This is a genomic window from Leisingera sp. S232 (genome assembly GCF_049800895.1).
Lineage (GTDB): Bacteria > Pseudomonadota > Alphaproteobacteria > Rhodobacterales > Rhodobacteraceae > Leisingera.
This window is the reverse complement of sequence record NZ_JBNAFX010000016.1, coordinates 1-21,204: the sequence shown is the minus strand read 5'-3', so window position 1 is coordinate 21,204 and position 21,204 is coordinate 1. Positions and strand designations below refer to the sequence as shown.

Here is a 21,204-nt window from a genome sequence, read left to right as displayed (position 1 = left end):
CCTTTTTCATTCTGCTTCAAACCCTTGCCGGGCGCAGTTGAATTCACATCCAGGTGGTGGGCTGAACCGCGTCTGCCGCAGGTCCGGCTGGCCAATAGTCTTCCTCTGCCATCATCGACAGAACCAGGCCGCGGGCCTCATCCGTACCCAGCACCTGATAGGCGCCCCGTTCCGTGAACACCCGGCCGCACATCAGATTGACCGACGCTGCTGAATAGCCCAGCATCCCGGCTTCCAGATAGATCACCTGATCCTCGGCAAAGCGGGGTGTTACCAGCTCCAGCTGGGCGCCCGGATGCATGCGCCGGATGCCGCGAAACCCTTCCAGCGCGCAGCCCGGGACGATGGCAAAGGGATCGCCCTGGGCGTCTTCCACCAGTTCGCTCTCCAAAAGCACCCCCTGATCCGGCATCAGCCACATCGGCACCCGGTTCATCAGCGCATCGCGCGGCACAAACAACGGACAGCGCATCGGCTCCAGATCCCCTTCGGACGGGATCACAATTTCGCGCTGGAGCTCAACAACAGTCTGCATGCCATGGTCAAAAGTCAGAACCTTGTCGCCAGGCGTCAGCGCCTCTACCGGGCGCCAACCCAGATTAGAGGCCACATGCGTGCCTGCCAGAAACCCGCCCTGCCCCACCGGAAGCAGGGGAAAGCCGCTGTTCATGACCCCGCCAGCCGGCGTGTCTGTCCGTTTCAAAAGCCAATCCAGCATCCGTCTTCCTTTCCTGCAGCCAAGGCATCGCACCCGTCAGCCGACCCGGCCCTATCTCCCCTTACCAAATAGAAGAGGTGTTCAGGCAAAACCCGGGCATTGTTCACGTTTTCGCACCAATCACCCACCTGTATCCGGATAAGCCTCCAGACAGGCACGTTCAGCGCTCTTTGCGTACCTTGGATAGAGGACAATCGTTAAAAGAATATTCAAATTGGGCAATTTCCTGTGCGCAGGCCTTTGCAATCGCCTCCGCCGCGGCGTCATCGTAATAGATCCGCCAATCCGGCTCCCGGCCGCTTTCATTGGCCACCGGCAGCTGCAGGGAAAATCCCAGGTGGTCAAACAACGGCTGGGCGTCGTCGGTGAAATGTTCCAACCGGATATACAACTGACATTGCTCCGTTCCGTCAGCGTGACGCATATAGGAAGAGGTCGGCGTGCCGCTGAAGGCGGCAACAATGCCCGGGTGCTGCACAAATGCCCGGAAATCCAGCCGCCGGGCCAGCCCGATTGCCGGATGATCAAAACTCTGTTCGCGCAGCCAGTGATAATAGCTGACCGCCCGATCCCAGGGATTGCGGACCAATGTAAAGGCAAACAGGCTCCGCAGGGTCTGATCCGGCACCAGCCCTTCGATGTCCGCCAGAGTGGAGTGTTTCCACAGCCGCCCGCGCGTCTCAGCGCCCTGCAGGCGGCGGCGGCGTTTCACAGCTTTGGGCGTATCGCCCAGCATCATGTCATCCGCCATCGCGCGCGCCTCAAGCGCCAGCGCCAAAGCGGTACCACCGGTCTTGGGGATATGGATAAAGACGTATCTGCGGCCCAGGGACAGGATCATAAGCCGACCCTAGGGCATTGACCACGGGTTGAAAATGCCCGTCCGCATGGCAGCGCCCTGCTTTTCATCTTTGCAAAAATACTCCGGGGGAGCCGCCCAACGGGCGGCGGGGGCAGCGCCCCCTCCCGTGTCTTCAGCCTCGCCTATCTCGACCGCAGCGCGATGGTTGCCCCTGCCGCAATGATCAAGCCAATTCCAAAAATCTGCCAGGAATTGAGCGCCTGCCCCCAATAGGCCCAGGCAACCCCCGGTCCGATGATGATCACCGCATACTCGAACACCGCCACAAAGGAGGCCTCACCCAGCTGATAGGCTTTGGTGATCAGGAAAACACCGCCCACCGCCGCGCAGCCCTGCAGCAGGATCAGATGCGACATCTCCCACAGCGGCCAGACCCAGCCCCGGGTCACAAACCCATCCGTCCCCTGCGGCACGGGCTGTGGCCAGATTTCCAGCCCCAGCAGCAGCATGGCCCCCAGAACCCCCTGCACCAGCAGATAGAAAAACAGCATCGAAACCGTGCTTTCCCCCTGGCAGTAAAGCCCGGTTGCCATGGAGCCAAGCGCATAGAACAGCCCGCCCGCAACCGGCAACAGAAGCAGCCAATTGAAATCGCCAGGATTGAGCTGCAGCACCAAAAGAACTCCGGCAAAGCCGCACAGCACCGCCGCCACCCTCAGCCAGCCGATCCGCATCCGCAGGAAGATCACCGAAATGATGACAATCAGAATGGGCGAGGTAAACAGCCCGGCCAGCGCCTGCGCAATCGGCATCAGCGCCACTGCCGAGAAGTAAAACACCATCGACACCGCCACCAGAACCGCTCGCAGCAGAACAGCTGCGAACCGCCGCGGGGCCAACGCGCCCAGCCCGGCGCGGGCCATGATCCACAGAAATGGCAGCGCGACAAATGTGCGCAGAAGATAGAACTGGCCAAGGCCGATCTGCTCGGCCATCAGCGGCACTGCGTTGTCTGTCACACCGATAATCAGCATCGCAGCCAGCATGGAATGTGCCGCGGCTGGCTGACTGCTGCTGTCATGGGTAAGAGTTGCTGTTTGCTTCATGCTCTTTCCATTGCCAGCAACTTTCCGCAATATCTGTTCCCTAGGCGACACCAAAGTGATTCAGGGGAGGAAACTGATGGGGTGGATGGCGGATGAGACCGGTCTGGAGAAGACCGCCGCGAATTATGTGCCGCTGACGCCGCTCAGCCATCTGCAGCGGGCAGCGCAGGTGTTTCCGGAGCATCTGGCCGTCAGCTATGGCAAACACCGCAAAACCTATGCCGAATACCACGCACGCTGCAGCCGGCTGGCCTCTGGCCTTGCGCAGCTGGGCGTCAAGCCCGGTGACGTGGTGGCAACGCTGCTGCCCAACATCCCGGCCCAGGCCGAGGCGCATTTTGGTGTACCGGCCTGCGGTGCGGTACTGAACACCATCAACACGCGGCTAGATGTCGGCACTGTGGCCTATATCTTTGGCCACGGGGAGGCCAAGGCTGTTCTGGTCGACCCGCAATTCCTGGAACTGGCCGAGGCCGCCGTGGAAGAAATGGAAGGCCCTGCCCCGGTGCTGATCGAGGTCGCGGATGACCAGGCTGGCTGGCATGCCACCGGCAAACACTTGGACTATGAAGCGCTGCTGGCCGACGGCGATCCGGAATTCCAGTGGATCATGCCCGAGGATGAATGGGAAAGCCTGGCGCTGAATTACACCTCCGGCACCACCGGGCGGCCCAAGGGCGTGGTGTATCACCACCGCGGCGCTTACCTCATGACCACCGGCACGGTGATTTCCTGGCGGATGACCCTGCACCCCGTATACCTGACCATTGTGCCGCTGTTTCATTGCAACGGCTGGAACCACACCTGGATGATGCCGGTGGTGGGCGGCACGCTGGTCTGCTGCCGCGACATCTCTGCGCAGGCCATCTACAATGCCATCCATTCCGAAGGCGTCTCCCATTTCGGCGGCGCACCGATTGTGCTGAACATGATCGTCAACGCGCTGGACGAGGAACGCCGCAGCTTTGATCACACGGTTGAGGTCTTCACCGCCGGCGCCCCGCCGGCCCCTGCAACCCTGTCCAAGATCGAAAACCTCGGCTTCAACATCACCCATGTTTACGGGCTGACCGAAACCTTTGGCCATGTCACCGAATGCTACTGGAAGGCGGATGAATGGGACGGGCTGGACAAGGCTGGCATTGCTGCCAAAAAATCCCGTCAGGGCGTCGCCATGCCGATGCTGGAGCCGGTGGTGGTGCGCGACAGCGCGCATAACCCGCTGCCGATGGACGGCCAAGCCCAGGGTGAGATCGCCCTGCGCGGCAATGTGGTGATGAAAGGCTATCTGAAGAACCCCGAGGCAACGGCAGAGGCTTTCAAGGGAGGGTACTTTAACTCCGGCGACCTCGCTGTGCAGCACCCCGATGGCTACATTCAGATCGCTGACCGGGCCAAGGATATCATCATCTCTGGCGGCGAGAACATCTCATCGGTCGAGGTGGAGGGTGTGCTGATGGCGCATCCGGATGTGCTGCTGGCCGCGGTTGCTGCGATGCCGGACGAGAAATGGGGCGAGGTGCCATGCGCTTTTGTGGAACTGAAACCGGGCGCAAGCGCGGACGCCGCAGCACTGATCGCATTCACCCGCGAGACGCTTGCCGGGTTCAAAGCCCCCAAGAAAGTTGTGTTCCAGGAGCTTCCTAAAACCTCCACCGGAAAGATCCAGAAGTTCGAACTGAGGAAAATCGCCAAGTCTTTGTGATTTTTCACGGTGAAACAGCTTCCGGGGCGGCAAAGCAAATTGCCGCCCCTGTTTTATGTGCTTATTCTGATGCCAACGATACGGATGGGGACCGGGCAGGCTGCATGACGGCATTGAAGGAATTCGAGCGGCTGGAGGCTGCGGGCCTGTGGCGCGCAGGCCCTGAGGCACAGCGGCGGGATGTGATCATCTCGCTGGGCGATGCGACACTGACCATTGCCAGCATGAATGACCAGCCTTTGGCACATTGGTCGCTGGCGGCCGTAGAGCGTGCCAATCCCGGCGCGTTCCCCGCCCTGTTCCACCCTGACGGAGACGCCGGCGAAACGCTGGAGCTGGCGGAGGACGAAACCGCCATGCTGGAGGCCATCGCGCGGGTGCAGAACGCCATTGGCCGCTCCCGCGCCCGGCCCGGGCGGTTGCGGGCAGTCAGCATCCTGGGCACCCTGGCACTGCTGGCCGCATTGCTGGTGCTATGGCTGCCCGGTGCGGTGACCCGCCATGCAGTCAGCGTCGTGCCGGACATCAAGCGCAAGGCGATCGGCCAAGCTCTGTTGGGGCGGATCGAACGGGTTTCCGGCCCCGCCTGCGCCACACCCGAGGCCGTTCCGATCCTGAAAAACCTGGCACAGCGCACCGGCGTGCGGCAACTGGCGATCCTGCGCTCCGGCATCCCCGGCAGCCTGCATCTGCCCGGCGGCATCGTGCTTTTGAACCGCTCCTTTGTGGAGGATTTCGAAGACCCGGCAGTCGCCGCAGGCGCGGTGCTGGTGGAACGGGCGCGGTCTGCGGCCAGCGATCCGATGCAGGAGCTGCTGGACGCTGCGGGTTTCGGCGCCACGTTCAAGCTGCTGACCACAGGTGAACTGGACCGTGCGGCGCTGGATGCCTATTCTGAGGCCACATTGGCCAGTGCCCGGCCGCAGCTCCCAGACGAGGTGCTGCTGGCGGAATTTGCCCGTGCTGCCCTGCCCTCCTCTCCCTATGCCTATGCGCTGGATATTACCGGGGAAACCGTGCTGGGGCTGATCGAGGCCGACCCGATGGCCGGTCGCGAGCTGCAGCCGGTGCTGAATGATCGCGACTGGGTGCAGCTGCAAAATATTTGCGGCTGATCCTGCGGCTGCCTCCGCCGCTGCCCAATCGCAAATATCAGCCCGATCGACCAGGACCGTCAAAGCCGCGCACATACATCCAGGGGCCTAAGCCAGCCAAGCCGGACCACTCTGTCAGTTTTTGCTGAGATATTCCCGGCTGTTCCGGCAACGGCCCGAGGCTGCCCGAGGCTGCCAGAGGCCGATTGTCTTTATTCGCTAGGCCGATGAACTGGCCGGCAACAGCTGCGGTCAGGCGCGCGCGCCATATGCAAGGGGCTGCTCAAGAAAAAGGCCGGGCTGCAGCCCGGCCTGATACAATGATTTTTTCGCGCTTACTTGCTGATACGGGCGCCGCTGAAACCGGCTTGGCGGATGTCGGCCAGCGCCGCTGCTGCCTGGGTTGTGTCCCGATACGGCCCCGCCAGAACCACTTTGTAAGGCTGCCCCTTGCGGCTGACAGTGCCAAGCCGCACGCTGAGGCCGGCGGCAGCCAGTTTCCGGGCGGCCGCCTTGGCCTGCGCCGGGTCGGCATAGGTCGCCGCCCGCACATAACGGCGGCTGGCGGTTTGCGCTGCCGACGCTTCGGCACCCGGTGCTGAACGGGTGGACAGGTGCAGCACGCTGTGCCGGGCTTCAGCCGCGCTGACACGGGCTTTGCGCGGCAGCGTCACAGTCTGGCGGTCCAGCGGCAGCTCAACCAGCCTGCGCGGCAGGCCACGAGTCCAAATCCGCGCCATCTGCACGTCGCCTTCCGGCGTGCGCACACCGCGCATCGGATTCATCCTTCCATCTGCGCGCTCAACCGTTTCATAACCAGCCGGGGCTTCAACAAATCCGGTGACCACCGCAGAGCGAGCGGTGCGCTCTGCCCGCTGCGGATTCAGCCGCCCATCGGTCCAGACCGGGCGGTAGCCTTCCGGCACCGTGAAACTGTTGCTGAGCCGACGGTCCTGATAGATGTGCTTTTGCACCACACGGGTGTTCGGCGTCAGCAGCAAGGAGCTTTGCGGCCCAACGGCCTGGCCGCCGAAGGACACGGGCGCCTCCCCCTGCGGACCGCAGCGCACATCGCTGGAATTGGTGTACTGGCGGCTGATATCCGAAAGCCCGGCGCAGGCCGAATTGCCTGCCGGTTGCCGTACTGCCGCGGCCGCGGCGGGTTGCGGTGCTGCGGCTGGCGCAGGGGCTGCCCGCACAACTTTCTTGACGACAGGTTTGGACGCCGCCGTGGTCGGCTGTTCGACTGCGGCTGCCGGTGCCCGGCGCGGTTTGGTGGTGGTCACTGTCCGCGGCGGAGTGCCCGCTGTCGCCTGTTGCGGCTGCTGGCTGGGCTCAAGGGTGATCAGCTCAGGGGTTGCGGCCCGCTGCCGCTGACGGGTTGTGCCTTGGACGTTGGTCGGCGCGTAGCCACAGATCTGCTTGCGTGAGCGGCTGACGCGCGGCACCCAGTTGACGTCTCCGCCGATGCCCGCGCGGATATAGATACAGCCACGGCTGTCGACATATTGCTTGCCGGTGTAAGACAGGGGTGGATATTCCGCAGGCGGGCGGGTTTCACGCAGAGTTTGTGCTTGTATCCCTGCGGCGCCGGTTGCCCCCGCGATGATGGCCAGTGCAATAATTCTAGTTATTTTCATTCCTGAGCCCCACAAAATGTGGCAGCAGGATGCCTGACTCTGGCCTGTGAGTAAAGAATTTGAACAACAATAAGGCCGCATACCGGCAATTTTTGCGCAAACTGTAATGAATTCGCGGTGCCGGGCCGCCAAGACGGAAAATTCCGCCCTGGCGGCTGATATCATTTGGTGCCGAACATCCGGTCGCCAGCGTCGCCAAGCCCTGGCAGGATGTAGCCTTTTTCATTCAGCTGCCGGTCCATCGAAGCGGTGACAATCGGCACATCGGGATGCGCCTCTTTCATGCGTTCAACACCTTCAGGCGAGGCCAGCAGACACAGGAAACGGATGTCGTTTGCACCGGCATCCTTTAGAAGATCAATCGCAGCAGCCGAGCTGTTGCCGGTGGCCAGCATCGGGTCCACTGCAATCACCAGGCGGTCTTTCAGCCCTTCGGGCGCCTTGAAATAATACTGCACCGGTTCCAGCGTTTCTTCATCGCGGTAAAGGCCGACAAAGCCGACACGCGCCGAAGGGATCAGCTCCAGCACCCCGTCCAGCATGCCGTTGCCCGCGCGCAGGATCGACACCAGCGCCAGTTTCTTGCCGGCCAGGATCGGCGCCTCCATTTCCTCCATCGGAGTGTCGATGGTGGTGGTGGTCAGCGGCATTTCGCGGGTGATCTCATAGGCCAGCAGCTGGGTGATTTCGCGCAGCAGGCGGCGGAAACCGGCGGTGGACGTGCTTTTGTCCCGCATCAGCGTCAACTTGTGCTGCACAAGCGGGTGATCAACAACGGTCAGGTGGTCGGTCATGGGGCACTCCTCAAATTTGGTTCTGCGCGCTTTTACGGGCTTGGCCGGGACAGGCAAGCAGGTTTTGACCATGAGGTCAAAGAAAGCTCTTGCCGGGACCCTGGGCCGGAATATTCAGATGGCCTGCGATGGACGCCGCCACATCGGCGAATTTGACCTGCCCGATGCCCCCGGCGTCAAGCCCTGCAATCAGCACCGGAACCTGTTCGCGGGTGTGGTCGGAGCCGGGCCAGCTGGGATCATTCCCGTGATCCGCCGTTAGCACCAGCATGTCGTTCTTTCGCAGCTTCGGCAGCAGGCGGCCTAGCGCGCGGTCGAACCATTCAAGCGCGCGGGCATAGCCGGAGATGTCGCGGGTGTGGCCAAACAGGCTGTCGAACTCGACAAAATTGGCAAAGGTCAGACTGCCGTCTTCGGCTGTTTCCACCGCATCGAACAGATGTTCCATCAGCCGGGCGTCCGTGCCTTTTTTCAAGGTGTCGATGCCGGACATTGTAAAGATATCACCGATTTTGCCGATGGCATGAACCTTGCCACCTGCCGCCTGCACCCAGTTGGTCAACACCGGGGCCGGCGGGAGGATGGCATAGTCGCGGCGGTTGACGGTGCGGGTGAACCCCTGCTCTGGCGAGCCGGTAAAAGGACGCGCGATGACCCGGCCCAGCTTCATGGCGTGCAGCCGCGGCGCGACCGCCTCGCAAAGCGCCAGCAGACGGCCGAGGCCAAAGCTCTCCTCATGCGCGGCAATCTGAAAGACACTGTCGGCAGACGTGTAGCAGATCGGCTTGCCGCTGCGCATATGTTCGGCCCCCAGGACATTGATGATCACCGTGCCGGAGGCATGGCAGTTGCCAAGAATACCATCCGTGCCGGCCTGCTGTGCCACAAAGGCTGTCAGCGCCTCTGGGAAAGACTGCACCGCGTCCGGGAAGTAATGCCAGTCCCAGGGCACCGGCAGGCCGGCCAGTTCCCAGTGGCCCGAAGGCGTATCCTTGCCACGGCTGAACGCGCGGGCGCAGCCCCAGCGGCCCTGCGGCTCTGCGTCCATGCCCGCAAATGGCACCGCCGACGCCAGCCGCATAGCTGCACCAAGACCAAGACGCGCCATATTGGGCAGCTGCAAAGGCCCGCTGCGGCCCTCTGCTGCCACGCCTGCAGCACAGGCCTGGGCGATATGGGCCAGCGTATTGGCCCCCAGATCCGGCAGATCACCATTGAAGAACGCCCCGGCATCCGGCGCGCCGCCGATGCCAACGGAATCCATCACCACGAGAAAGGCCCGGGACATCAGGAAATCCTTTCGTGCACCAGCGGCGGCGGGGAGAGCGGCGCCTCGCGGATGGAAACAGCTGCAAGAACCGCCGCCTCTGCCATGTCTGCCGCATCTTCGCTGGCGGCGTGGATCAGACAAATCCTGTCCCCTGCCCCCACCTGCTGGCCCAGGCTGACAATATCCGAGATCCCGACGCCGGGATGAATTCTGTCGCTTTCCACCATGCGGCCGCCGCCCAGACCAACAACCGCAAGGCCAAGCGCCTCGCCATTCATCGCCGCAATGCGGCCTGCAGACGGCGCTTTGACCGCGCGCTGCACCTCTGCGCCGGGCAGATGGCGCTGCCAGTTTGCAGCAAAATCCGCAGGCCCGCCCATCGCCGCAATCATCCGCGCGAAAATCTCTGCGGCGCGGCCATCCGTCAGGGCAGCCGCAATCCTGGCGGCCCCCTCTGTCGCATCTGCAGCCAATCCAGCAAGACCCAGCAATTCGCCGCCCAGGGCTGTGCTGATGTCAACCAGCCGCCCCTCTGCCGTGCCGGTCAGCAGCCGCATCACCGAGGCCACTTCCAGCGCATTGCCAAGCGCGGGCGCCAGCGGCTGGTTCATATCGGTGATCAGCGCCGAGGTGCGGCAGCCTGCGGCATTGGCCACGTCGCACATGGATTGCGCCAGCGCCCGCGCGTCGTCTGCGGTTTTCATAAACGCGCCAGAGCCGATTTTCACGTCCAGAACCAGAGCATCCGGCGAGGCCGCAAGTTTCTTGGACAGGATCGAGGCGGTGATCAGCTCAATGCTTTCAACGGTCGCGGTGACATCGCGGATGGCGTAGAACCGTTTGTCCGCCGGCGCAATCTGCGCAGTGGCGCCAACAATGGCGCAGCCGATGTCCTGCATCATGCGCCGCAGATGATCTTCGCTCACCTGGGTGGAGACGCCGGGGATCGCCTCCAGCTTGTCCAGGGTGCCTCCGGTATGGCTCAGCCCGCGCCCCGAAATCATCGGGACATAAGCGCCGCAGGCGGCCAGCGCCGGCGCCAGCAGCAGCGAGACGCAGTCGCCGACACCGCCGGTCGAATGCTTGTCGATCACCGGCCCGTTCAGATCCCAGGTCAGCACGTCGCCGGTGTCACGCATTGCCAGCGTCAGCGCCCGGCAGCCTTCGGTGCCGATGCTTTGGAAACAGGCGGCCATGGCAAAGGCCGCCGCCTGGGCGTCAGTGACGTCGCCATTGGCCAGGCCATTGGCAAACCAGCGCAGCTCCTCTTCGCTGGGCACTTCGCGGCGCCGCAGCTTGGCGTTTATGGCGCGGGCATCCATCAGCTGCGCTCCATATGGCCCGCATCAAAGGCGCCGGGCAGCAGGTCCGCGATGGTGGTTTCCCGCTCTGCGCCATCCGTGGTGCCCATGGTCACCTTGACCTCGCCGGTGCCGAACTCCTTGAGCTTCTGGCGGCAGCCGCCGCAGGGCGGGATCGGCGTCGGGCAGTCGGCGATCACATAGACCTCTGCCAGGTCCGTCTCTCCGGCTGCGACCATGGCGGCAATGGCGCCGGCTTCCGCACAGGTGCCTTCGGGATAGGCCACATTTTCGACGTTGCAGCCGACATAGATCTGGCCGGACGCCGCGCGGATGGCCGCGCCGACCTTGAAGTTGGAGTATGGCGCGTGGGCGTTTTCACGGACGGCAGTGGCAGCGGCCTTGAGGCTCATGGCGTTTCCCCATTTTTGATCGATTGGTCAAGATGATGCAGAATAACGGCAGTGGCAGGCAAAGGGGAAGCCCTGCCGGCTGGATTTTCCGGCCTATTCACTGCCCGCCCCGGTGGTGGCAGGCAGGAACACCGGCGCTGTCAGCCCAGTCTGGTGTTGAAGACACCGGGCAAAGACACTTCCAGCAGCTCCACATCCTGCGATGGGTCGCTGAGGCGGGTCTTCATGCCCGGCGGAATGACAAAGGCATCGCCCTGCTCCAGCCGGAACGGCGCGCGGCCCTCCCCCTCCAGCGTCACCGTGCCATTCATCACGAAGGTAAAGTGGATATCGGTGTCATGCGCCGCCCATTGGGGGACGCCGTCGCCCCGGCGCACCACTTGCACGCCCGCAACACCCTTGGTGTTTTCAGCAATGGTGGTGTCGCGGCAGATATAGCCCGGCAGGCGGAACGGCACCCATTCCGCGCCTTCAGCCTTGTTGTAGACAAAGCGCTGGCCCTGCCATTCCCGCTCGGGGCGGTAATGCGGCGTCGGCAGTGTCATCTCGTGGTCGATCTCGGTGACATGTTCCGCCGGCACACCAATCTCGATCACCTGCACATTGTCGCTGGCCTCCAGCACCCGGTGGCGGATTTCCGGCGGCTGGATGAAACAGTCGCCCGCGGTCAGACGCATCGTCTCGCCCTGATCCTCATAGACCACATCAACCCAACCGTGGATGCAGAAAATCAGCTGAAAGCCGACCCGGTGGAAATGCACCATGTCCGGCACCGGGCCGCCGTCGGGAATGCGGATGTGGCTGGCGATGATCGACCCGCCCAGCCGGTCCGGCACCAGGTCACGGTAGTGCATGCCGGCCCGGCCGATGATCCAGGGCGCCTGGTCTTTCAGGCGCCGTACCACAAAACTGTGCACGGTTTGCGGCATCACCATCGGCGGATACCGCTCCTCGATTTCAATCCTGGTGCCATTGGGCGCTGTCAGGCGGCGTTGCCCTGCGGCAAATCCATCAGGATCTTCCGTCAGAATGCGGAGTGTGCCGGGGCTTTCCTCTGCCCCTTTTTCAACCCTGAGCCGCAGCCCATAGCCCGAAAAGACCGCGATGCGCGGATCATCTGCCGGATAAATCATATCCATTTTCATACCCAAAACCTTGGTAAAAAACGGAATATCGTTGCGCAACTCGTCTGTTGGCAGGCGGAATTCGGCGATTGCACCGCTCATTTTTCACTCCCATTTCATTTGGCAGAAGAGTGGCCGTGCGGCAGAGTGAATGCAAGAAGCCGCCGCCTGTTCTGCCGCCGCGTCCATTTGCGTCAGTTTAAGCTAGGTTTCCGGCAGGAAAAATGGTTTAACACTAAACAATACCCTTCCCGAGGAGCGCCAGATGTCCGATTCACAGAACCTGCGCCAAGCCGCGCTCAACTATCACGAGCTTCCGCAGCCCGGTAAGCTGGAGATCCGCGCAACCAAGCCAATGGCCAATGGTCGGGATCTGGCCCGCGCCTATTCGCCCGGCGTGGCCGAGGCCTGCACCGAGATCAAGGCGGATGCCGCCAATGCCGCCCGCTATACGTCGCGCGGAAATCTGGTGGCGGTTGTGTCGAACGGTTCGGCGGTTCTGGGGCTGGGCAACATCGGCGCGCTGGCCTCCAAGCCTGTGATGGAAGGCAAGGCCGTCCTGTTCAAGAATTTTGCAGGCATCGACTGTTTTGACATTGAGGTGAACGAAAGCGATCCGGAAAAGCTGGCCGATATCGTCTGCTCGCTGGAGCCGACCTTCGGCGCGATCAACCTTGAAGACATCAAGGCACCGGATTGTTTTGTGGTCGAAAAACTCTGCCGCGAGCGGATGAACATCCCGGTTTTTCACGACGATCAGCATGGCACTGCAATTGTTGTGGGGGCTGCCGCCAAGAACGCGTTGCATGTGGCGGGCAAGTCTTTTGAAAATATCAAAATCGTCTCCACCGGCGGCGGCGCGGCGGGGATTGCCTGCCTCAACATGCTGGTAAAGCTGGGCGTAAAGCGCACGAATATCTGGCTCTGCGACATTCACGGGCTGGTCTATGAAGGCCGCAAAGAGGATATGAACCCGGAAAAAGCCGCCTTTGCCCAAGCCACGGACCTGCGCACGCTAGAGGAGGTGATTGATGGCGCCGACCTGTTCCTGGGCCTCTCTGGACCCAATGTGCTAAAGCCGGAAATGGCGGCGAAAATGGCAGAGCGCCCGATCATCTTTGCCCTGGCCAATCCAAACCCGGAAATCATGCCGGAGGCCGCGCGCAAAGTGGCGCCGAATGCGATTATCGCCACTGGACGCAGCGATTTTCCCAATCAGGTCAACAACGTGCTGTGCTTTCCTTTCATCTTTCGCGGGGCGCTGGACGTCGGCGCAACTGAGATAAACGACGCGATGCAGATCGCCTGCGTCGACGGCATCGCCGAGCTGGCCCGCGCCACGACCTCGGCCGAAGCCGCCGCGGCCTATAAGGGCGAGCAGCTGAATTTCGGGGCCGATTACCTGATCCCCAAACCTTTTGACCCGCGCCTGGTGGCGGTTGTTTCCTCTGCCGTGGCCAAGGCCGCGATGGACAGCGGCGTGGCCACCCGCCCGATCGAGGACATGGAGGCCTACCGCCAGAAGCTGAACCAGACAGTATTCAAATCCGCCCTGCTGATGCGCCCGGTGTTCGAGGCTGCCCGCGCTGCCGCCCGCCGCATTGTCTTTGCCGAGGGTGAGGACGAGCGGGTGCTGCGTGCAGCCCAAGCCATCCTGGAAGAAACCACCGAAACCCCGCTGCTGATCGGCCGGCCTGAGGTGATCGAACGGCGCTGCGAACGGCTGGGGCTGGATGTGCGTCCGGGCCGCGATTTCCAGCTGGTGAACCCGGAAAACGACCCGCGCTATTATGACTACTGGAACAGCTACCACAAAGTGATGCAACGCCGGGGTGTGACGCCGGATCTGGCCAAGGCAATCATGCGCACCAACACCACCGCCATCGGCGCCATCATGGTGCACCGGGGCGAGGCGGATTCACTGATTTGCGGCACCTTCGGCGAATACCGTTGGCATATGAACTATGTGGAGCAGGTTCTGGGCGGCAACAGCTATTCCCCGCATGGGGCGCTGTCGATGATGATACTGGAAGACGGCCCGCTGTTCATTGCCGACACCCATGTGCGGATCGAACCGACACCGGAGCAGATCGCCGAAACGGTTCTGGGCGCTGCCCGTCACGTGCGCCGATTCGGTTTAGAGCCGAAGATCGCGCTGTGCTCGCAGTCGCAGTTCGGCAATACCGCCTGCGATACAGGATCTCGCCTGCGGGATGCGCTGGAGATCCTCGACGATAAGCGCCGGGATTTCGCATATGAGGGTGAGATGAACATCGACACCGCGCTGGACCCGGAGCTGCGGGCCCGGATCTTCCCGAACTCCCGGCTGGACGGGGCGGCGAATGTACTGATCTTTGCCCATGCGGATGCGGCCTCGGGTGTGCGTAACATTCTGAAAATGCGGGCCGGAGGGTTGGAAGTGGGGCCGATCCTGATGGGCATGGGCAACCGGGCGCATATCGTTTCGCCCTCAATCACCGCCCGCGGGCTTTTGAACATGGCCGCCATTGCCGGAACCCCGGTGGCACACTACGGTTAAGCCGGGCGGCAGATGCCCTGTCTGGCCGCCCTTTTCAGGGAGGCCAAATCCTGCGACAGGTGATTCCCGGCCCATCCGGCCCATCCGGGCAGTTTGCAGCGGATGGATTTGCAGATTTGCAAAAATCGCCCAGTTTCACAGGAATTTCCTGCAGCAAATCCCGGTTTGCAAACTATCACTGCCGCAAAGCGCGCAAGGTGTGTAAATTGTGTAAATTTGAAGGAATTCACCGCCGAAAACCTGTAAATTCCTTGACCAACCTTGCATTCGGACTGCGCAAAACTTGCCCGTTCAACCCCTTCTCGCCTACCCAGAAGGCAGGAGGAGATGAACACCATGGGATATCAGGACATTTATGCCGCCTGGAAACAGGATCCGGAAGGCTTCTGGATGGAGGCCGCTCAGGCAATCAGCTGGGACGAGGCCCCGAAGCAGGCGCTGTATGACAAGGGCAACGGGCTTTACGAATGGTTTGCCGATGCCAAGGTGAACACCTGCTACAACGCTGTCGACCGCCATGTCGAGCAGGGCCGCGGCGAGCAGACCGCAATCATCTATGACAGCCCGGTGACCCAGACCAAACGTGAAATCTCCTATGTTGAGCTGCGCAACCGTGTTGCCACCCTGGCCGGCGCCCTGCGCGCAAAAGGCGTGGAAAAGGGCGACCGGGTCATCATTTACATGCCGATGATCCCCGAGGCGCTGGAGGCGATGCTGGCCTGCGCCCGCCTCGGCGCTGTGCATTCAGTGGTGTTCGGCGGCTTTGCCGCCAATGAACTGGCGGTGCGGATCGACGATTCCAAACCCAAGGCGATCATCGCTGCCTCCTGCGGGATCGAGCCGGGCCGCACCGTGCATTACAAACCGCTGCTGGACGGCGCCATTGATCTGGCCGCACATAAACCGGAGTTCTGCGTGATCTTCCAGCGCGAGCAGGACGTGGCGGAACTGATCCCGGGCCGCGATGTGAACTGGCATGGTTTTCAGTATGGCGTGGACCCCGCCGAATGTGTACCGGTTGAGGGCAACCACCCCTCCTATATCCTCTATACCTCTGGCACCACCGGCCAGCCCAAGGGCGTGATCCGCCACACTGCGGGCCAGCTGGTGGCGCTGAACTGGACCATGAAAAACATCTACAACGTCGATCCCGGCGATGTGTTCTGGGCGGCGTCGGATGTGGGCTGGGTCGTGGGCCACAGCTATATCTGCTATGCGCCGCTCATTCACGGCAACACCACCATCGTGTTTGAAGGCAAACCGGTGGGCACACCCGATGCAAGCACCTTCTGGCGGGTGATCTCCGAGCATAAGGTGAAAAGCTTCTTCACCGCGCCAACCGCATTTCGGGCCGTGAAACGGGAGGATCCAAAGGGCGAATTCGTCGGCAAATACGACCTGAGCAATCTCTGCCAGGTCTATCTGGCCGGTGAGCGCGCAGACCCGGACACCATCACCTGGGCACAGGCGCAGCTGAAGGTGCCGGTGGTGGATCACTGGTGGCAGACCGAAACCGGCTGGTCGATTGCGGCGAACCCCTTGGGGATCGAGGAACTGCCAACCAAGCTGGGCTCTCCGGCGGTGCCGATGCCGGGATATGAGGTCGATATTCTGGACGATGGCGGCAACCCGGTGGCGCCGGGCGAACTGGGGGCCATTGCCGTCAAACTGCCGCTGCCGCCGGGCACATTGCCGACCCTGTGGAATGCCGAGGACCGTTTCAGGAAAAGCTACCTGACCACCTTCCCCGGCTATTATGAAACCGGCGATGCCGGCATGAAGGACGAGGATGGCTATCTCTATATCATGGCGCGCACCGATGATGTGATCAACGTGGCCGGCCACCGGCTGTCGACCGGCGGCATGGAAGAAGTGCTGGCGGGCCATCCGGATGTTGCAGAATGCGCTGTGATCGGCGTCACGGACAGCCTCAAAGGTCAGATGCCGGTTGGTTTTCTCTGCCTGAATGCAGGCGTCGACCGCGACAATGCAGAGGTGGTGTCCGAGGTCGTCAAACTGGTGCGCGAGAAAATCGGCCCGGTGGCCGCCTTCAAACTGGCGGTGGTGGTCGACCGGCTGCCCAAGACCCGGTCCGGCAAGATCCTGCGCGGCACCATGGTGAATATCGCCGACGGCACGCCGTGGAAAATGCCTGCCACAATCGACGACCCGGCAATCCTGGATGAAATCACAGCAGCACTGCAAAGCATCGGCTACGCCAAGAGCTGATCCTGCATCAGCCGTGAAATTCTTGAAACCGGGTGGGCTTTCCGCCCGGTTTTGCTTGCAACTCTGCCCTGCCCGCCTAGGCTGCGGGTCAGGGAGAAGAGCAGATGGCAAATGATGACTTATGGCGCCTGAGCGCAACGGAATTGACAGCTTTGACCCGCACCGGCGATGTCAGCGCTGAAGACGCGGTACAGGCCTCGATCAGCCGGATGAACGCGGTGAACCCGGGCCTGAATGCCGTCGTCGAGGACCTGAGCACCAAAGCGCTGGAACGCGCCCATGGCCTGGACAAAATGCGCGCAAACGGCGCGGCGCCCGGACCGCTGCACGGGGTGCCTGTCACCATCAAGATCAATGTCGACCAGAAGGGCCATGCCACCTCCAATGGTGTCACCGCATTCAGGGACCTGCTTGCCCCTGCGGACGCCCCGGTCGTGGAGAACCTGCAGAAAGCCGGTGCCGTGGTGATTGGGCGCACCAACACGCCGGAGTTTTCCTTTCGCGCGGATACTGACAACCCGCTGTTTGGCCGCACTCACAACCCCTGGGGGCGACATATCTCGCCTGGCGGGTCCTCCGGCGGTGCCGGGGCTGCGGTGATGGCCGGGATCGGCGCGTTGGCGCATGGCAATGACATCGGCGGTTCCTTGCGCTTTCCTGCCGCCGCCAATGGCGCGGTGACGGTCAAACCGGGCCTTGGCCGGGTGCCCGCCTGGAACCCCAGCCAAACGGCTGAACGCGGATTGCTGGCACAGATGATGTCGGTACAGGGGCTGATCACCCGCACGGCGGCGGATCTGCATCTGTCGATGCCGGCGTTGATCGCGGCTGACCCGCGCGACCCTTTCCATGTGCCGATGCCCTGGCGCGGCGCACCGCTGGACGGCCCCATCAAAGTGGCCTTTACCAGAAACACCCATGGATATGATCTGCATCCCGAAGTCGAAGCCGCGCTGGAATTCGCCCGCGATGCGCTGACCGACGCGGGCTATGTGGTCGAAGACGCGGAGCCGCCCAATGTGTTCGAGGCCGGCCGCACCGGCTACCGTGCATTGATGGGCGAGATCTACGCTTTGATGAAGCACGATGTGGATGCGGCCGGCTCGCAGACCGTGCGCGACATCTTTGCCGTCTACTTTCAGGAATTCCCGCCTTTTGCCGGTGACGAACTGTTGCAGATGATGGCCAAGCGGACCCATTACGCACGCCAGTGGTCGCTGTTCATGGAGGACTACCCGCTGGTGTTGTCGCCCTTCCTGCCGCAGCCTTTCTTCAAGCCGGACCGCGACACCGAGGGCGCAGACGGCGTGCATGAAGTGCTGGGCTGCGCTGTCTATTCCTATGCGATGAATTTCCTTGGCCTGCCTGCGGCCTCGGTTCCGGCCCGGCTGGCCAGCCTGCCCAAGGGGCCGCAGCCCATCAATGTGCAGATCGCCGCCCGCCGCTGGCGCGAGGATCTGGCGGTGGATGCCTGCGCTGCAATCGAGACCCGCGCAGGCCGCATGTGCCTGCCGCTGTGGCAGAATATGGCAGACGGCAGCAGCCTTTAACCCCTGCCCAACACTGCCTATGGCCGGAACGGAGCAATCATGCTGCTGGCGTGATGGCGAAAATATACAGCGAACTCCCCGGGAGCAGGGCCAGCTGCCCCCGGGGTCTTCCTGACCTAAGACACTCGCTACCAACGCTGCATTTTCCACCCACATGCAAAGATGCAGGTGTACCGGACCAGGCCTGCGGGAAACTCAACACTAAAACACACTAAATCCGCTGGTCTGGCACTTCGGCATTGCAGCCGCAGGCAAATGCACCCGGCACCTGCCTGTGGGAAAATCTTCCCATAGAATGGTTACCGGGGCGTTCACAGTCACGTGAAGCCTGCATCAAATTCTTAGGTAAACTGTTCGGAAATCAGTCTTTCCTCCAGCCCGTGGCCTGGATCGAACAGGATTTTATGCCGAATTTGCGTATCGGTCCGGATCTCCACCCAGTCGATATCCGCCACCGATATTGAATCAGCGTCTGCCATCACCGGGCGTTTGTCAGCTTCCAGAACATCAAAACGCACCATTGCATTGCTGGGCAGCAGCGCCCCACGCCAGCGCCGCGGCCGGAACGCGGCGATGGCAGTCAGCGCCAGCACATCAGAGCCGATCGGCAGGATCGGGCCATGGGCGGAGTAGTTGTATGCTGTCGATCCTGCAGGCGTTGCCACCAGCGCCCCGTCGCAGACCAGCTCCTCCAACCGCATTCTGCCGTCCACCGAAATCCGGAGCCGCGCCGCCTGCGGACCCGCCCGCAACAGCGAGACCTCATTGATTGCCAAAGCCTTATGCACGTCGCCGCGGCGATCCATGGCTGTCATCGACAGCGGGTTGATGATCTCCTGCACGGCTTCTTCAAGCCGCTCGATCAGCCCGTCTTCTCGGTATTCATTCATCAGGAACCCGACCGTGCCGCGGTTCATGCCATAAACCGGCGCCGGGTGGTCCACCATCGCATGCAGGGTCCGCAGCATGAAACCGTCACCGCCAAGGGCCACGATCACCTGCGCCTCATCCGGCGGCACATGGCCGTAGCGGCAGCTCAGCTCCGCCAGGGCATCCTGTGCCACGCCGGCGTCGCTGGCCAGAAAGGCGATTCTCAAACTCATAAAATCTGTTTCCGGTATTAGGCAACTGGTTCCGAAACAATCACAGCTTTCCGCCGATGACCATAGTTGCCGTTCTGTCGCAGGGAATTGTCGCTTTACAGGCTTCCTGCCCAAGGAAGTTTCCGATAGGAAATCCCCAATTCTGAACCTAACTCCAACGGAGCCACCATGACTGAAGCGACCCGTGACACCGGCTTTTTCACCCAAGCGCTGTCTGAGCGCGATCCTGAGCTTTATGCGTCGATCACGGCGGAACTGGGCCGCCAGCGCGACGAGATCGAGCTGATTGCCTCTGAGAACATCGTCTCTGCCGCGGTGATGGAAGCACAGGGGTCCGTGCTGACCAACAAATACGCCGAAGGCTATCCGGGACGCCGCTATTATGGCGGTTGCCAGTATGTTGATGTTGCCGAAAACCTGGCCATCGACCGCGCCAAGCAGCTGTTTGGCTGCGAATACGCAAATGTGCAGCCGAACTCCGGCTCGCAGGCCAACCAGGGCGTGTTCCAGGCGCTGCTGAAGCCCGGCGACACCATCCTGGGCATGGATCTGGCCTCTGGCGGCCACCTGACCCACGGCGCCGCCCCCAACCAGTCGGGCAAATGGTTCAACGCGGTCTCTTACGGGGTGCGCCGCGACGACAATCTGATCGACTATGACCAGCTGGAAGCGCTGGCCGTGGAGCATCAGCCCAAGCTGATCATCGCCGGCGGCTCGGCGATCCCGCGGGTCATCGACTTTGCCCGGTTCCGCGCCATTGCCGACAAGGTCGGCGCCCTCCTGCATGTGGATATGGCGCATTTCGCAGGCCTGGTTGCGGCCGGCGAGCACCCCTCGCCGTTCCCGCATGCGCATGTGGCGACCACCACCACCCACAAGACCCTGCGCGGGCCGCGTGGCGGCATGATCCTGACCAATGACGAGGCCATCGCCAAGAAAGTGAACTCGGCGATCTTCCCCGGCATCCAGGGCGGCCCGCTGATGCATGTGATCGCCGGCAAGGCGGCGGCCTTTGGCGAGGCGCTGAAGCCGGAGTTCAAGACCTACCAGCAGCAGGTCAAGGCCAATGCGGCGGCGCTGGCGGATCAGCTGATCCAGGGCGGGCTGGACATTGTGACCGGCGGCACCGACACCCATGTCATGCTGGTCGATCTGCGCCCCAAAGGCGTCACCGGCAACATCGCCGACAAGGCGCTGGGACGCGCCCATATCACCACCAACAAGAACGGCATCCCGTTCGACCCGGAAAAGCCCACCGTGACTTCCGGCCTGCGTCTGGGCACGCCTGCCGGCACCACCCGCGGCTTTGGCGAGGCGGAGTTCCGCCAGATCGCTGACCTGATCATCGAGGTGATCGACGGGCTGGCGGCCAACGGTGAAGAGGGCAATGCGGATGTGGAAGCATCGGTGCGCGCCAAAGTCGCCGATCTCTGCGGCCAGTTCCCGCTGTATCCGAACCTCTGATCCGGTCCGGACCTGAAACAGCAAACCGCCGCGGCCCCTTGGCCTGCGGCGGTTTTTCTTTGGCAGGGCGCAGGAGGGCAGCAGGCCCAGACCGGCAGGCCCGCAATGCGACAGGGCCTAATAGTAGGCCCTAATGACACGACAGCTCCGGCGCGGCAGAGCCGACGGGGCTGACCGGCCCAAATTGCCCCGCCCCGAATTGCCCCGCCCAATTTGACCTCCCCGACCCCGGCAACACGCTGCAACCGGTATGGCGGCCTGCAAACAGCCATCTTCAACCGGAGGTTTCGCTGCGAAACCTTGTTTATTAACAACGCATTACACATGCGCCCGCATCATTAACCAGCCCCAT

General features: G+C 62.3%; 16 protein-coding genes. 6 read left to right on the top strand and 10 right to left on the bottom strand.

From position 1 onward, the window contains the following. Positions 1-43: 43 nt before the first annotated feature. The 3 genes from ACP151_RS11390 to ACP151_RS11380 form a co-directional block, all read right to left on the bottom strand. Positions 44-718, bottom strand: a complete 675-nt coding sequence (locus ACP151_RS11390; RefSeq protein WP_424979019.1) for a Hint domain-containing protein — start codon at positions 716-718, stop codon at positions 44-46. A 160-nt stretch (positions 719-878) separates the two neighbouring features. Further along, entirely contained in the window at positions 879-1,559 is a 681-nt protein-coding gene (locus tag ACP151_RS11385) for a sulfotransferase family 2 domain-containing protein (protein WP_424979018.1), read from the bottom strand. Positions 1,560-1,702: 143 nt separating this feature from the next. Beyond that, entirely contained in the window at positions 1,703-2,626 is a 924-nt protein-coding gene (locus ACP151_RS11380) for a DMT family transporter (RefSeq protein WP_424979017.1), read from the bottom strand. Between the two features lie 76 nt (positions 2,627-2,702). Here ACP151_RS11380 and ACP151_RS11375 point away from each other — a divergent pair, with 76 nt between their 5' ends. Both ACP151_RS11375 and ACP151_RS11370 read left to right on the top strand, forming a co-directional pair. Further along, positions 2,703-4,331: an AMP-binding protein gene (locus ACP151_RS11375; protein WP_424979016.1), complete on the top strand. Its 1,629-nt coding sequence runs from the start codon at positions 2,703-2,705 to the stop codon at positions 4,329-4,331. Positions 4,332-4,435: 104 nt separating this feature from the next. After that, positions 4,436-5,446 carry a hypothetical protein gene (locus ACP151_RS11370; protein ID WP_424979015.1) on the top strand — a complete coding sequence of 337 codons (1,011 nt, stop codon included), beginning with the start codon at positions 4,436-4,438 and terminating at the stop codon, positions 5,444-5,446. A gap of 314 nt (positions 5,447-5,760) precedes the next feature. Here the strand turns inward: ACP151_RS11370 and ACP151_RS11365 are convergent, their stop codons facing one another. The 6 genes from ACP151_RS11365 to ACP151_RS11340 form a co-directional block, all read right to left on the bottom strand. Beyond that, on the bottom strand, positions 5,761-7,065 hold the full coding sequence (locus tag ACP151_RS11365; protein WP_424979014.1) for an SPOR domain-containing protein: 1,305 nt from the start codon (positions 7,063-7,065) through the stop codon (positions 5,761-5,763). A gap of 161 nt (positions 7,066-7,226) precedes the next feature. Further along, complete coding sequence (upp, locus tag ACP151_RS11360) at positions 7,227-7,859, bottom strand: uracil phosphoribosyltransferase (protein WP_424979013.1); 633 nt, start codon at positions 7,857-7,859, stop codon at positions 7,227-7,229. Positions 7,860-7,935: 76 nt separating this feature from the next. After that, positions 7,936-9,147 (bottom strand): phosphopentomutase, encoded by a 1,212-nt coding sequence (locus tag ACP151_RS11355; RefSeq protein WP_424979012.1) that lies wholly within the window; start codon positions 9,145-9,147, stop codon positions 7,936-7,938. Beyond that, positions 9,147-10,451 carry a thymidine phosphorylase gene (locus tag ACP151_RS11350; RefSeq protein ID WP_424979011.1) on the bottom strand — a complete coding sequence of 435 codons (1,305 nt, stop codon included), beginning with the start codon at positions 10,449-10,451 and terminating at the stop codon, positions 9,147-9,149. Before ACP151_RS11350 ends, ACP151_RS11355 begins: the two co-directional genes overlap by 1 nt. Further along, on the bottom strand, positions 10,451-10,843 hold the full coding sequence (locus tag ACP151_RS11345; RefSeq protein WP_424979010.1) for a cytidine deaminase: 393 nt from the start codon (positions 10,841-10,843) through the stop codon (positions 10,451-10,453). Before ACP151_RS11345 ends, ACP151_RS11350 begins: the two co-directional genes overlap by 1 nt. 140 nt (positions 10,844-10,983) lie before the next feature. After that, the gene (locus ACP151_RS11340) at positions 10,984-12,069 is read right to left on the bottom strand and encodes a cupin domain-containing protein (RefSeq protein WP_424979009.1); all 1,086 of its coding nucleotides are present in this window, start codon (positions 12,067-12,069) and stop codon (positions 10,984-10,986) included. A gap of 163 nt (positions 12,070-12,232) precedes the next feature. Between ACP151_RS11340 and ACP151_RS11335 the strand changes: the two genes are divergently transcribed. The 3 genes from ACP151_RS11335 to ACP151_RS11325 all read left to right on the top strand — a co-directional run bounded on the left by ACP151_RS11335 (position 12,233) and on the right by ACP151_RS11325 (position 18,285). After that, positions 12,233-14,506: an NADP-dependent malic enzyme gene (locus ACP151_RS11335; RefSeq protein WP_424979008.1), complete on the top strand. Its 2,274-nt coding sequence runs from the start codon at positions 12,233-12,235 to the stop codon at positions 14,504-14,506. A gap of 336 nt (positions 14,507-14,842) precedes the next feature. Further along, the gene (gene prpE / locus ACP151_RS11330) at positions 14,843-16,735 is read left to right on the top strand and encodes a propionate-CoA ligase PrpE (RefSeq protein WP_424979007.1); all 1,893 of its coding nucleotides are present in this window, start codon (positions 14,843-14,845) and stop codon (positions 16,733-16,735) included. Positions 16,736-16,839: 104 nt separating this feature from the next. Further along, positions 16,840-18,285 carry an amidase family protein gene (locus ACP151_RS11325; RefSeq protein ID WP_424979006.1) on the top strand — a complete coding sequence of 482 codons (1,446 nt, stop codon included), beginning with the start codon at positions 16,840-16,842 and terminating at the stop codon, positions 18,283-18,285. 341 nt (positions 18,286-18,626) lie between these two features. On the opposite strand, the gene ACP151_RS11320 is transcribed toward ACP151_RS11325, so the two are convergent. Continuing rightward, complete coding sequence (locus ACP151_RS11320; RefSeq protein ID WP_424979005.1) at positions 18,627-19,388, bottom strand: NAD kinase; 762 nt, start codon at positions 19,386-19,388, stop codon at positions 18,627-18,629. A gap of 168 nt (positions 19,389-19,556) precedes the next feature. Between ACP151_RS11320 and glyA the strand changes: the two genes are divergently transcribed. Further along, positions 19,557-20,852 (top strand): serine hydroxymethyltransferase, encoded by a 1,296-nt coding sequence (gene glyA / locus ACP151_RS11315; RefSeq protein WP_424979004.1) that lies wholly within the window; start codon positions 19,557-19,559, stop codon positions 20,850-20,852. Positions 20,853-21,204: the final 352 nt, after the last annotated feature.

Bases quoted from the DNA above. Each gene is read 5' to 3' on its own strand.
- ACP151_RS11390 (WP_424979019.1), bottom strand. From the start codon at position 718: ATGCTGGATTGGCTTTTGAAACGGACAGACACGCCGGCTGGCGGGGTC.
- ACP151_RS11385 (WP_424979018.1), bottom strand. From the start codon at position 1,559: ATGATCCTGTCCCTGGGCCGCAGATACGTCTTTATCCATATCCCCAAG.
- ACP151_RS11380 (WP_424979017.1), bottom strand. From the start codon at position 2,626: ATGAAGCAAACAGCAACTCTTACCCATGACAGCAGCAGTCAGCCAGCC.
- ACP151_RS11375 (WP_424979016.1), top strand. From the start codon at position 2,703: ATGGGGTGGATGGCGGATGAGACCGGTCTGGAGAAGACCGCCGCGAAT.
- ACP151_RS11370 (WP_424979015.1), top strand. From the start codon at position 4,436: ATGACGGCATTGAAGGAATTCGAGCGGCTGGAGGCTGCGGGCCTGTGG.
- ACP151_RS11365 (WP_424979014.1), bottom strand. From the start codon at position 7,065: ATGAAAATAACTAGAATTATTGCACTGGCCATCATCGCGGGGGCAACC.
- upp (WP_424979013.1), bottom strand. From the start codon at position 7,859: ATGACCGACCACCTGACCGTTGTTGATCACCCGCTTGTGCAGCACAAG.
- ACP151_RS11355 (WP_424979012.1), bottom strand. From the start codon at position 9,147: ATGTCCCGGGCCTTTCTCGTGGTGATGGATTCCGTTGGCATCGGCGGC.
- ACP151_RS11350 (WP_424979011.1), bottom strand. From the start codon at position 10,451: ATGGATGCCCGCGCCATAAACGCCAAGCTGCGGCGCCGCGAAGTGCCC.
- ACP151_RS11345 (WP_424979010.1), bottom strand. From the start codon at position 10,843: ATGAGCCTCAAGGCCGCTGCCACTGCCGTCCGTGAAAACGCCCACGCG.
- ACP151_RS11340 (WP_424979009.1), bottom strand. From the start codon at position 12,069: ATGAGCGGTGCAATCGCCGAATTCCGCCTGCCAACAGACGAGTTGCGC.
- ACP151_RS11335 (WP_424979008.1), top strand. From the start codon at position 12,233: ATGTCCGATTCACAGAACCTGCGCCAAGCCGCGCTCAACTATCACGAG.
- prpE (WP_424979007.1), top strand. From the start codon at position 14,843: ATGGGATATCAGGACATTTATGCCGCCTGGAAACAGGATCCGGAAGGC.
- ACP151_RS11325 (WP_424979006.1), top strand. From the start codon at position 16,840: ATGGCAAATGATGACTTATGGCGCCTGAGCGCAACGGAATTGACAGCT.
- ACP151_RS11320 (WP_424979005.1), bottom strand. From the start codon at position 19,388: ATGAGTTTGAGAATCGCCTTTCTGGCCAGCGACGCCGGCGTGGCACAG.
- glyA (WP_424979004.1), top strand. From the start codon at position 19,557: ATGACTGAAGCGACCCGTGACACCGGCTTTTTCACCCAAGCGCTGTCT.